Raw genomic sequence first — 12106 nt, forward strand, 5'->3', positions numbered from 1 at the left:
GCATGTCAACTCAAGAAGTGAATTTAAAACGAATTCAAACATTACATCCTGCATTGGCTAACCAAATTGCAGCAGGAGAAGTGATTGAGCGCCCATCTTCAGTTGTTAAAGAATTATTAGAAAATTCCATTGATGCTGGTGCAACAGCATTAATTATACGTATTGCAAATGGCGGCAGCACTTTGGTTGAAATCATTGACAATGGTCATGGGATTCATCCTGAAGATTTAGCGTTGTCTGTGACACGCCATGCAACCAGTAAAATTCAAACAGCAGATGATTTACACGCAATTGTAAGCTTGGGTTTTCGTGGTGAGGCTTTAGCATCTATTGCGGCTGTATCACGTTTAACATTGATCAGTAGTCAAGATGATTCTGGCGTTGGTTATCAGGTTGAAGTGAACGGCACAGCTTTTGATCATCAAGAAATTCAGGCTGTTGCAAGTCAAAAGGGTACGCATATTCGTATCCAAGATTTATTTTTTAATGTTCCAGCGCGTCGTAAATTTTTAAAAAAGCCAAATACAGAATTTGGTCATATTGAAGAAATTGTTCGACGTTTAGCTTTAACTCATTTTGATATTCGTTTTGTGTTGGAACATAACGATAATATTCGTTTGAATCTACCTGTAGCAGATAGTGGTGAGTTGCGTTTTCAACGAGTGCAGCAACTTTTAGGTCGTCAATTTACTGAAAATGCTTATTGGATTGATGCAGATAGCATTAGTATGCGTTTATCTGGTTGGTTGGGGCATCCATCTGATGCGCGGGCACAAACAGATTTACAATATGTTTATGTAAATGGGCGTATTGTGAAAGATAAAACAATTTCTCATGCATTACGTATGGCGTATGATGGGATTTTACATGGGCATCAACATGCAGCTTATTTGTTATTTTTAGAAGTTGATCCTGAAAATATTGATGTGAATGTGCATCCAACTAAACATGAAATTCGTTTTTTGAACCAACGTGAAGTGCATGAATTTGTACGACATTTTGCTAAAGAAACATTGTCACAATTTCAAACAGCAACGGCAGATTTAGCGAGCGCAATGAAAACAGAACAGGCGCAAGCGATGCAGCAGCCTATTCAACCGCGTTATCAAGAACAGTTCCAACTTCATCAAAATAATGCGTCATTCACGCAACCTGAGATACAGGAAAATAGCCTAAGTTTATCTAGTGTCAATTCTCCTAATCCTTCTGAAGCTGATACATTAACTGATTTTAGTTCGAAAGAACCCAAAGCTGTGCATTATCAACCGCAACCACAATATCGTAGTTCACCGCAGTTAAATAATGCGCTAAAAAGCTATCTTGCACCATTACGAGATGAGCAAGATCACTCATCTACGGTACAACATGTATCAGATCAAGAATCTTTTGATCAGTCTGTAGCAGCTTTAAAACAGCAAAAAAGTGCAGTAGTTGATGAATATCCTTTAGGCATTGCCATTGCACAGTTACATGGTATTTATATTTTAGCTCAAAATACCGAAGGCTTAATTATTGTTGATATGCATGCCGCACATGAGCGTATTTTATTACAACAAATGAAAATGGCATGGGACAAACCTGAATTTTGGACATCACAACAATTGTTGATTCCAAAAGTCATTTCAATTACCCGAATGCAAGCCACACGTATTGATGAATTGAAACCTCAGTTAGAGCGATTAGGTTTAGAAATAGACCAATATGGGGATGATCAAGTCATTGTGCGAGGAGTTCCTGCTATTTTGCATAAAGCTGACTTTACAGCGCTTGTACCAGAGTTATTGAATGATCTAGATCCAAATGATGAAGCACAAGCATTACAGCAAAAACGTGATCAAATTTTAGCAGGTATGGCGTGTCATGGTGCCGTGCGTGCGCATCGTATGTTAAGCCTTTCGGAAATGAATGCTTTATTACGTCAAATGGAACAAACTGAATTTGCCAGTCAGTGTAATCATGGTCGTCCAACATGGCGTGCCTTTCCATTGGCACAATTAGATAAATTATTTGCTCGAGGAGAGTAGTTGTTCATGTCAAATAAAATGCCTGTTATCAATTTAATGGGACCAACTGCGAGTGGTAAAACAGCTTTGGCATGTGAACTTTATGAGCAAGGCAATGTTGAAATTATTTCTGTAGACTCAGCATTGGTTTATCAAGATATGGATATTGGTACCGCTAAACCGAGTAAACAAGAGCAAGCACAATATCCACATCATCTCATTGATATTATTAGCCCTTTGCAAGTGTATTCAGCAGCAGAATTTGTCGAAGATGCATGTGGCTTAATTGATGATATTCACGCGCGTGGAAAAACCCCTGTGCTTGTTGGCGGTACGATGTTGTATTTTAAAGCACTACTTGAAGGTTTATCTTCAAATTTACCTAGTGCAGATTATGCTGTTCGTGCGGCAATAGAAGCAAAAGGTGAGTCAGAAGGTTGGCAAGCTGTTTATGAAGAATTAAAAGCGGTTGATCCTCTTGCGGGTGAAAAATTTAAAGTCAGTGATAAGCAGCGAATCATTCGAGCATTAGAAGTATATCGTTTAACAGGACAAGCAATTACGCAGTTACAAGCGGAGCAACCTAAAAATATTGCATACCGTTATAACTTCCATAATTATGCTTTGCTGCCCGATCGAGCAGAATTGCATCAAAAAATCGACATTCGTTTAAAAAATATGTGGAAAATCGGATTTTTAAATGAGGTGGAGGCTTTGATTGAAAAATATGATCTTAACGAAAATTTACCTTCTGCAAGGTCAGTTGGTTACCGTCAAGCTTTAGAATATCTTAAAAATAGTGATAGAAGTCTTAAAAGTAAGCAAGAAATGGAAGATAAATCGTTGTACGCGACACGACAATTAGCCAAACGTCAATACACTTGGTTACGATCTTTGCAAGAATCCCACCAATTTAAAACCTATTTGACGATAAAGCAAGCACAAGAAGACTTGCGAAACTTATATGGATAAAGCAAAATTTACCTACTATCTTTTTTATAAATTTTAATTGAAAAATAAAGATAGTTTTTGCGCTGATTTTTAAAATTTTTTGGAGTATAAAATGTCTAAAGGTCAAACTTTACAAGATCCGTTCTTAAATTCTCTCCGTAAAGAACGTATTCCAGTTTCTATATTTCTTGTAAATGGTATTAAATTACAAGGCCATATTGAATCTTTCGACCAATACGTAGTTTTATTGAAAAATACTGTAAGCCAAATGGTTTACAAACATGCAATTTCTACGGTTGTTCCTGCACGTAATCCTCGTCCTGCTGGTGCTCCTGCTGGTGCTCCTGGTCAAGCTGCTAGCGGTTTTGGTGGTCAAGGTAGCTTCGGTGGTCAAGGTGGCTTCGGTGGTCAAGGCGGCTTCGGTGGCGGTAACCAAGGCGGTTTTGGTGGTAACCAAGGTGGCTTCGGTGGTCAAGGCGGCTTTGGTGGTCAAGGTGGCTTCGGTGGTCAAGGTGGCTTTGGTGGTCAAGGTGGCTTCGGCGGTAACCAAGGTGGCTTCGGCGGTCAATCATCTTCAGGTTTCGAAGGCGAAACTAAATTTGAAGATGTACAAGATGATGAAAATAATCGTTAATTCATGATTATTGCATAAATTAAGCGTTTTAATTAACGCATTGAAATGGGTGCTTCTAGAGTGCCCATTTTTTTATGTGCTAAAAATAATAATAAAGATCACTGTAAATATACAGTGCTTAATACATTGGTTGCATCTAATGCGAGTGCCATAAATAATTTACTTAGCATTTAAATTTACTGTAAAAAAAATAAGCTGATGTATTTTATTATTTTTCTATAATATCTTTATTAAATGATAAGGTTTATTTTTTAATTTTTGTAATATATTTTTACTTTTCAATGATATATTTTCTTTTTTGTATTTGGTTTTTAATTAAAAATTATTTTTGATTGTATGGTCATTATTTATTGAAGATATTTTTCTTTTTTTATAAAAAAACCAGTCAATTGAGACTGGTTTTTGTGTTATTGATAAAATTATTGAGACTGGTTGTTATCATCTAAGCTTTTATCTTTAATTTCAACATAGGTATTAGCACGTAATTCACGTAACCAACCATCTAGTTCAGAGTCAAATTGACGTTCACCTAGGATTTGACGTGCCATACGTTTTTGATATTCATTGGTCATGTCTTGTTTACGAATATCTTGTACTTGTAAAATATGCCAGCCAAACTGTGTTTCAAAAGGTTGGCTAATTTCACCTGCTGGCGTATTCTGCATGACTTTATCAAACTCAGGTACCATCATCCCTGGACTTACCCAACCGAGGCTTCCTGCATCACGTGCTGAGCCTGGATCATTTGAATAGGTAGAGGCAAGGGTAGCAAAGTCGTCACCTGCTTTTAAACGATTGTAGATGCTTTCAATCATTTGTTTTGCATTTTCAGGTGTAACAATTTCCGAAGTTTTAATTAAAATGTGGCGTGTTTCATATTGCGTAACCAATGCTTTTTGTTCATTGCCTTTACGGTCAATTAATTTTAAAACGTGTAAACCATCTTGTGCTTTGATCAAATCTGTCGTTTGACCAGGGTTAAGTGTACTCACACGCGCTGAAAGTTCAGAAGGGATTGCTGAAAGTGGACGAAAGCCCATATCTGCACCTTCGATTTTTACATGCTCATTTGTGAACTTTTGTTCTAAAGCTTTGACATCATTGCTTGTGTTTAAGTCATTTTTAATTTGCTTAGCTACATTTTCAAGCTCTTCTGGTGCAGCATCTCCAGAGATGCGTAGGTGTAGAACATGAACTTCACTTCCTACAGCAGCTTGACCTTCAGGAGATTTTAGAAAGTTTTCTACATCTTGATCTGAAATTTTGATACGTGACATGACTTGTTGTTGGCGTAAACGCTGGATTAGAACATCATCAGCAACTCGATTGCGTAGTCCTTCATAGGTTCCTGGTGCAATTGCATCTAACTTCTGCTGAAATGCTTCTAAGCTCGTAGAACCGGACTGATTTGCAACTTTGAGCACAGCATCATTTAATGTTTTTTCATCTAGTTTTAAACCATAACGTTTTACTTGCTCAAGCTGAGCATTTTGTAGAATCAATTGATTTAAGATTTGACGCTGTAAATATTCTACAGATGGAACTTCTTTCTTTTGTGCTTGAAGTTGATGAGCTGCTTCTGCTACACCTTGATCTAAGTCACTTTTTAAAATCGCTCGATCACCAACAACTGCAATCACTTGGTTGGTCGGTGCAGCAAATGTTGGCATTGATGAAGAAATAAATAATGCTAATGCAGTAGCTTTAAAAAGTTGTTTTAAGTTTTGCGTCTTCATTAATGTGTCCAAGTTTGATTAATTTTATCGAAGCCTAAGATACGATTTTCCAAGAGTGAGCCTAATTTATTGTTTAAGCCACCTAAACCTTTTAATGTAAACTCAACCATGACTGCGCGTTTAGGCTTAACATTTGGATCATTTACATTGTCTAAATCATTGAAATATTCACGACCATAGAGTGAAACACCCCAACAGCATGATTCATAATTTACACCAGCAAGATATTCACGTGCGACATTATTGTCCATGTCATATTGAACATGTCCCATAATACGCCAATTATCTTTTACAGGTTGTATAAATGATGCAACCACTTGATCGTATTGATCTTGTCGGTCTGGTAAATAATCTCGGTAGAAGTAACCTATATTGTACAAGTTGCCTTTATTACCTGTGTAGTACAATTGGAAGTCACGTTGAGCATTATCACCATTTGACATCCATGCAGAGTTAGCACTCACAGTGAAATTTTCAGAGAGCTGGCTAGATAAACTAATGACAGGACCAGATTGACGGTCAGTATCAAACTCATCTTTTTGGCTTGCTTGTTCATTGAGTGTTACACGGCGGTCTGAAAAATAAAAACTTTGACCAACGCCTGCACGTAAACGCTCTAAACCTACTGTATCAAACAGGCTATAGCTTAGCCCTAAAGATAAGAAGTTATTATCTTCTAAACGGTCATGCCCATAAAAACGGCGAGGGTTAAACAATTGATCATAGCTAATAGATGCTGTGGTTGAGTCAAAGTTTGGATAACCATTTTGGTTTTCATAAGGTGCATAAGCATAAAAAGCACGAGGGGTTAGGGTTTGAAGAAATTTACCTTCACGTTCAAAAGTTAAACCAGTATCCAAAGTAAATTCTGGAACGACAACGGATTTGTTTTTATTGTCATTACTTTGGTTTGGATTGGTTGCATCAATACGGTCAATGGTCTTTTGATCATAAAATGTGTGTAAAGTACGTACGCTGGCTTGAGGAATTGCAAAAGCCCAAGGGTTTCTAAAGTTATAACGTGCTGAAAACTCGTTATATAGACGTGTACCACTAGGTTGATAAATAGAAGAATCTGAATTATTGATCAGATTAAAATCATTGATATCTTTTTGAAAATACGCAGTATCATTATTAAACTCAAACTGTAAACCTTGTGGGTTACCTTTGACATAATTGACTAATAATTGTGGCAAGCGTGCATAAGGTTTATCAATATCAGAAATGGTTTTATCCAAGGTCTGGAAATCTTCAACACGTAGCTGCGCGTTTAAACCAGGAATACCATGCCCATAGTTGAGTTCCCATGCACGACGTTGGTTTAACTCTGTACGTGAACTTGGATCACTGTCTAAGTCTGAGAAAAAGTCTTTATCTGAAACGTAGTTATATTCTAAATTTGTTGACCATTGATCATTGATTTGCCAATCATGTAATAAATGTAAATCTTTACGGTCTTGGTCGTTATATTCTTTGTCAGAAGGTAAATAGCTTCCCCAAATACGTCCTGCACCAAAGTCTTCAGTTAAATAACGAAAATCTCCAGCAGCTTGTACACCACGATCACTGATAATTCGAGGTGTAATGGTCGCATCATAATTTGGTGCTAAGTTTAAATAGACGGGTACAGCAACTTCAATACCACCGTCATTTGTAAAACCAAAGGTTGGGTTTAAAATCCCTGTTGTACGTCGATCATCTATCGGGAAATTAAAATAAGGTACAGCAAGTACAGGGGTGTCTTTTATATACAGTTTAGTGCCACGTGTGACACCACGTCCTGTATCTTGGTTGAGTTCAATTTCTTTTGCTTTAATTTGCCATGTGGGTGACTGCTCTGGAGGGCATGTACTATAGCTTGCATCTTCTAGAACCACCGTACTTGGTGAGGTCTTTTCAATTTTTTTCGCATGCCCATGCGCATGTGTTGCTTCAGCAATATAAAAACTATTGTTGAGCTCACCTGTTTGCTCTTTTAAGTTGTAATCAATTTCATCACTTTGTGCAATTAAGCCCCCTTGAGCCATTTGCACATTACCTTTGGCTTTAGCAAAGGTTTGTGTTTTATCAATAACCACTTCGTCAGCGCGTACCATACGACCATTTTGGTCAATGACAACATCTCCAGATAAAGTAGAGTCGCCATTTGGATTGTAGTACCCATGATCTGCGGTGATGATAGATGTCGTTTCTTCAGGTGATACGGCTTTTTGTTCTGTGTTAAATGGTGTTACCCAAATACCATCACAATAGCGATTGCTGACCCCTTGGGTATCACGAACTTGGGCTTGAGCAGAATCTTTATCAACATAATATTGACTATAAAAGTTTTGCCCAGGATAACTTTCTTGGATTGCTGATTTTAATGTTTCATTATCGGCAGCAGATGCAGTGTCCGTTGTTTCGGCATAGCTGGATACTGAACTTCCACAAAGAAGTGTCAAAATAGCAGTCGCTAAAGGATTAAATTTAAACTGATGCTTCATTTGTCTCATTAACCAAGTATGCAGATCGCAATTAATTATTGTCGAATCATAGAGAAAAAGTTGATAAGTAGCTACACTTAGCACTTCAAAAAATCAGCCTGTAATAGATTTAATTGCAAATGAAAACACAACGTGAACAATTGATACAAAAATGGATAACATCTGTACTCAATTCAGATCAATTTGAAATCAACTTTTTAGCAGGCGATGCTAGTTTCCGTCGTTATGCACGAATTAGCTTGAATAATAAAACATTTATGTTGATGGATGCACCACCTGAACAAGAAGATTGTGTACCTTTTGTGTCGATTGATGAATTCTTTGACCAACATGGCGTGCGTGTACCGCATATTGTGGCAAAAGACCTTGAGCAAGGCTTTTTATTGCTCGAAGATTTTGGTGATGTTTTGTTATCAACTTTATTGAATGATCAGACTGTTGATGAGTATTATGCACAAAGTTTTAAGCAGTTGGTGCAACTTCAAACCATTCAAGGTGAAGGGCATTTTCCAGCGTATGCATATGAAAAACTGATTTCAGAAATGGAATTGTTAACAGATTGGTTATTGCCTTCTTTAAAGATTCAGCCAACAACCGAAGAAAGTGCCTTGATTAAACGCACTTTTGCGATTTTAGCCAATGCTGCATTGGCACAGCCTCAAGTCATTGTACATCGTGACTTTCATAGTCGTAACTTGATGAAATTGGACAATGAAACAGACCTCGGTGTGATTGACTTCCAAGATGCTGTAATCGGTGCAGATACCTATGACTTGATCTCGATTACCCGTGATGCTTATGTACAATGGAATCCAGAGCGTGTTTATACATGGTTCAAAGTGTTCTATGACTTATTACCAGAAACACAAAAACAAGATCGTGATTTTGCTCAGTTTAAACAAGATGCTGACCTCATGGCGATCCAACGTCATATTAAAATTCTAGGAATTTTTGTACGTCTGTTTGAGCGTGATGGTAAGTCAGGTTATTTAAAAGATTTACCACGTGTGATGTGGTATTTGCTTGAAGAATCTAAACCTTATGCAGAATTACAACCATTTATGCAGTTTATTCATGCTACAGTTTTGCCGAAATTTGAAAAAAAATATGGCAAATACGAGGTTGTTGCATAATGAAAGCCATGATTTTAGCAGCAGGTTTGGGCAATCGTATGCGTCCATTGACGCTATATAAACCCAAGCCTTTACTTGAAGTTGGCGGAAAAGCCTTGATCGTTTGGCACATCGAAAAACTAAAAAGCATAGGTGTGACTGAGATTATCATCAACTCTGCATGGTTAGCAGATGTCCTGATTGGTGCCTTGGGTGATGGTTCGCAATATGGTGTCACCATTCGTTGGACACGTGAAGACGAAGGTTTGGAAACAGCAGGCGGTATTATCAATGCTTTGCCTTTGTTGGGTGATGAGCCATTTATTTTGTTAAATGGTGATGTGTGGACAACCTTTGATTTTGCACCTTTGCTAGATGTGAAGTTAAATGGTGATTTAGCGCATTTAGTTTTTGTGCAAAATCCTGAGCAACACCCCCATGGTGATTTTACCTTGGCAGAAGGTCGAGCGTATACTTTCGATCAAAATGTGCAGGGTGAAAACCTTACTTTTAGTGGTATTTCGATTATTCACCCTCAACTGTTTGATGGTTTGGCGCAAGGAAAACGACCTTTAGCACCATTGCTAAAACAAGCGATGTTAGACAATAAAATTTCTGCGGAAAAAATGTCAGCAGCTTGGGTCGATGTTGGAACACCTGAACGTTTAATGGCGCTAGACTTACAAATTCGTCAAGGTGTCTATGCTTAAGTTGGACTTAATGTGCTTAATTGCGTATTAACTCAGCGTTCACTAGTGTTCCACGATTTAGAAATCGGTATACTTTCCCCTAATTTTTTAGAGATGTTGTGTATTTATGCATCCATTTTTTCAAGAGTTAAAACAAGGCAGTGAAAAGCTTGGCTTAAAACTCAGTGATGAATCGCTTGGTCTATTATTAAAGTATCAAGATGCTTTAGTGCTGTGGAACAAAGCATATAACTTAACCGCAATTCGTGATCCTAAAGAAATGTTGGTGAAACATCTTTTGGACAGTTTAAGCATTTTAAATGACTTACCTGAAGGTCGTTTATTGGATATTGGGACAGGTGGTGGCATGCCAGGGATGATTATTGCCCTGTGTCAACCTGAACGTCAGTGTGTATTGTTAGATTCAAATGGTAAGAAAATTCGTTTCCTTAAACAATTTATTGCCGATTTAAAACTACAAAATGTGATTGCTGTACAAACACGCGTCGAAAACCCTGAAAGTATTCAAGCATTAGGAAAATTTGACGTGATTACCAGTCGTGCATTTGCATCATTGACTGATTTTGTGACGGCATCAGCTCCATTTATGCATGAAAGCAGTGTCATTGCTTCGATGAAAGGTTTAATTCCTGAAGATGAAGTGGAACAGTTAAAAAACCAATTTAGTTGCGAAATTATTGAATTGCGTGTTCCACGTTTAGACGAACAACGTCATTTACTTTTATTAAAACAAATTTAATTCATCTTAGGAATTGGGGTTTACCATGGCTCAGATTATCGCAATTGCAAACCAAAAAGGTGGCGTAGGTAAAACCACAACGGCTGTCAATTTGGCTGCTTCATTGGCAGTACTCAAAAAACGCGTTTTATTGGTCGATATGGACTCACAAGGCAATGCCACAATGGGTTCAGGTGTTCAAAAAAATGATTTATTGTATTCAATCACTGATGTATTGTTGGGTGAAGTGTCGATTGAAAATGCAATTGCAAAATCAGAAGTGGGCTATAAAGTTTTAGGCTCAAATCGTGATTTGGCAGGTGTAGAATTAGCCATTGCAGAACATGAGGGGCGTGAGTTTATTTTACGTCATGCTTTGCAAGAAGTAGCAGATCAATTTGATTATATCATTGTAGATTGTGCGCCAAGTTTAAGCCTGATCACAGTGAATGCTTTGGCTGCTGTGGACAGTGTTTTGATTCCAATGCAATGTGAATACTATGCTTTGGAAGGTTTGGCTGATTTAACACAGACGATTGATAAAATTCAGCAAGCACTGAATCCAAGTTTAGAAATTGAGGGTGTATTACGGACAATGTATGATGCTCGAAATGCATTAACACGTGATGTATCTGCTGAACTTGAACAGTATTTTGGTCGCAAACTTTATGAAACCGTCATTCCACGTAATGTACGCTTAGCAGAAGCACCAGCGCATGGTTTACCGATTATTTATTTTGAGAAAAGCTCTAAAGGTGCAGTTGCTTATTTAAATTTAGCAGCTGAAATTTTAAAAAAGAGTAAATTGAAAAAAGGAACGAAAGCATGACCACCAGAAAACGAGGCTTGGCGAAAGGTCGTGGCTTAGACGCATTATTAGGCTCTATTCAAAAAGAAAGATTACAACTTGAGTCACAAACATTAGATTTGGGTCAGTTTAAATATATTAATGTGCATTTATTGACGCGTGGTGAATATCAACCACGTCGTTTCATTAAAGAAGAAGACCTACAAGAGTTAGCGGCATCTATTGAAAAACATGGTGTGATGCAACCTATTGTCATTCGCCCGATTGATAATGAAAAGCATCCGTATGAAATCATTGCAGGTGAACGTCGTTGGCGCGCAGCGCAGCTCGCTGGGTTAACTGAAGTTCCTGCAATTGTTCGTGAGTTAAATGACCAAGTTGCGATTGCTTTAGCACTCATTGAAAATATTCAACGCCAAGATTTAAATCCAATTGATCAAGCGATGGCGTTGCAGCGTTTTCACGAAGAGTTTGGTTTAAGTCATCAAGAAATTGCAGATACGGTGGGCAAGGCACGTACTACAGTCAGTAATTTATTGCGTTTGTTAAGTTTGGCTGAAGAAATCAAAGATTTTATGCAACAAGGCTTCCTTGATATGGGGCATGCACGTGCAATTTTGACATTGAAAGCCAAAGATCAACTGCATATTGCACAAGTTGTCATAGAAAAAAGTTTATCTGTACGTCAAACAGAACAACTCGTTCGAGATTGGAATACACCTAAGCAAGATAAAACCAAGATTATTGCGCCTGATGTTGAGCAATTGACTCAAAAATTATCTGAACGTTTTAGTGCCAATGTCAAAATTGACTATAACAAGCAAGGAAAGGGTAAATTGGTCATCAGCTATAATTCTTTAGATGAATTAGATGGTATTTTAAATATTTGTCTTGCTGAAAATGATGCTTAATATACTTTCGTGTTGGTGAGAAAAAGTGGCGTATAAA

Annotated in this window: 10 protein-coding genes; 8 read left to right on the top strand and 2 right to left on the bottom strand. The window is 37.6% G+C overall.

Annotated features, from left to right (window positions below; translation table 11 throughout):
- The first annotated feature begins 2 nt into the window (after nt 1–2).
- From mutL to hfq, 3 genes are all read left to right on the top strand, one after another.
- Nucleotides 3–2024, top strand: coding sequence for a DNA mismatch repair endonuclease MutL (mutL, locus tag HX124_RS10325; protein WP_286383439.1), 2022 nt, complete (start codon nt 3–5; stop codon nt 2022–2024).
- 6 nt (nt 2025–2030) lie between these two features.
- Complete coding sequence (gene miaA / locus HX124_RS10330) at nt 2031–2975, top strand: tRNA (adenosine(37)-N6)-dimethylallyltransferase MiaA (RefSeq protein ID WP_107007991.1); 945 nt, start codon at nt 2031–2033, stop codon at nt 2973–2975.
- A 91-nt stretch (nt 2976–3066) separates the two neighbouring features.
- Nucleotides 3067–3588, top strand: coding sequence for an RNA chaperone Hfq (gene hfq / locus HX124_RS10335; RefSeq protein WP_286383440.1), 522 nt, complete (start codon nt 3067–3069; stop codon nt 3586–3588).
- 419 nt (nt 3589–4007) lie between these two features.
- On the opposite strand, the gene HX124_RS10340 is transcribed toward hfq, so the two are convergent.
- Together HX124_RS10340 and HX124_RS10345 are read right to left on the bottom strand one after the other, a co-directional pair.
- A complete protein-coding gene (locus HX124_RS10340; protein ID WP_286383441.1) occupies nt 4008–5324 on the bottom strand; it encodes a peptidylprolyl isomerase in 1317 nt (438 codons plus the stop codon).
- The gene (locus HX124_RS10345) at nt 5324–7810 is read right to left on the bottom strand and encodes an LPS-assembly protein LptD (RefSeq protein ID WP_107007988.1); all 2487 of its coding nucleotides are present in this window, start codon (nt 7808–7810) and stop codon (nt 5324–5326) included. The genes HX124_RS10340 and HX124_RS10345 overlap by 1 nt, the downstream gene beginning before the upstream one ends.
- Nucleotides 7811–7929: 119 nt before the next feature.
- Between HX124_RS10345 and HX124_RS10350 the strand changes: the two genes are divergently transcribed.
- From HX124_RS10350 to HX124_RS10370, 5 genes are all read left to right on the top strand, one after another.
- Nucleotides 7930–8943, top strand: a complete 1014-nt coding sequence (locus HX124_RS10350) for an aminoglycoside phosphotransferase family protein (RefSeq protein WP_286383442.1) — start codon at nt 7930–7932, stop codon at nt 8941–8943.
- On the top strand, nt 8943–9632 hold the full coding sequence (gene murU, locus HX124_RS10355; protein WP_286383443.1) for an N-acetylmuramate alpha-1-phosphate uridylyltransferase MurU: 690 nt from the start codon (nt 8943–8945) through the stop codon (nt 9630–9632). The genes HX124_RS10350 and murU overlap by 1 nt, the downstream gene beginning before the upstream one ends.
- A 106-nt stretch (nt 9633–9738) precedes the next feature.
- The gene (rsmG, locus tag HX124_RS10360) at nt 9739–10371 is read left to right on the top strand and encodes a 16S rRNA (guanine(527)-N(7))-methyltransferase RsmG (protein ID WP_107007985.1); all 633 of its coding nucleotides are present in this window, start codon (nt 9739–9741) and stop codon (nt 10369–10371) included.
- 25 nt (nt 10372–10396) lie between these two features.
- Entirely contained in the window at nt 10397–11179 is a 783-nt protein-coding gene (locus HX124_RS10365) for a ParA family protein (protein WP_107007984.1), read from the top strand.
- On the top strand, nt 11176–12069 hold the full coding sequence (locus HX124_RS10370; RefSeq protein WP_107007983.1) for a ParB/RepB/Spo0J family partition protein: 894 nt from the start codon (nt 11176–11178) through the stop codon (nt 12067–12069). The genes HX124_RS10365 and HX124_RS10370 overlap by 4 nt, the downstream gene beginning before the upstream one ends.
- The last annotated feature ends 37 nt before the right edge of the window (nt 12070–12106 follow it).

It is taken from the genome of Acinetobacter sp. 226-1, assembly GCF_030329325.1.
Classification (GTDB): Bacteria; Pseudomonadota; Gammaproteobacteria; order Pseudomonadales; family Moraxellaceae; genus Acinetobacter; species Acinetobacter sichuanensis.

Bases quoted from the DNA above. Each gene is read 5' to 3' on its own strand.
- mutL (WP_286383439.1), top strand. From the start codon at position 3: ATGTCAACTCAAGAAGTGAATTTAAAACGAATTCAAACATTACATCCT.
- miaA (WP_107007991.1), top strand. From the start codon at position 2,031: ATGTCAAATAAAATGCCTGTTATCAATTTAATGGGACCAACTGCGAGT.
- hfq (WP_286383440.1), top strand. From the start codon at position 3,067: ATGTCTAAAGGTCAAACTTTACAAGATCCGTTCTTAAATTCTCTCCGT.
- HX124_RS10340 (WP_286383441.1), bottom strand. From the start codon at position 5,324: ATGAAGACGCAAAACTTAAAACAACTTTTTAAAGCTACTGCATTAGCA.
- HX124_RS10345 (WP_107007988.1), bottom strand. From the start codon at position 7,810: ATGAAGCATCAGTTTAAATTTAATCCTTTAGCGACTGCTATTTTGACA.
- HX124_RS10350 (WP_286383442.1), top strand. From the start codon at position 7,930: ATGAAAACACAACGTGAACAATTGATACAAAAATGGATAACATCTGTA.
- murU (WP_286383443.1), top strand. From the start codon at position 8,943: ATGAAAGCCATGATTTTAGCAGCAGGTTTGGGCAATCGTATGCGTCCA.
- rsmG (WP_107007985.1), top strand. From the start codon at position 9,739: ATGCATCCATTTTTTCAAGAGTTAAAACAAGGCAGTGAAAAGCTTGGC.
- HX124_RS10365 (WP_107007984.1), top strand. From the start codon at position 10,397: ATGGCTCAGATTATCGCAATTGCAAACCAAAAAGGTGGCGTAGGTAAA.
- HX124_RS10370 (WP_107007983.1), top strand. From the start codon at position 11,176: ATGACCACCAGAAAACGAGGCTTGGCGAAAGGTCGTGGCTTAGACGCA.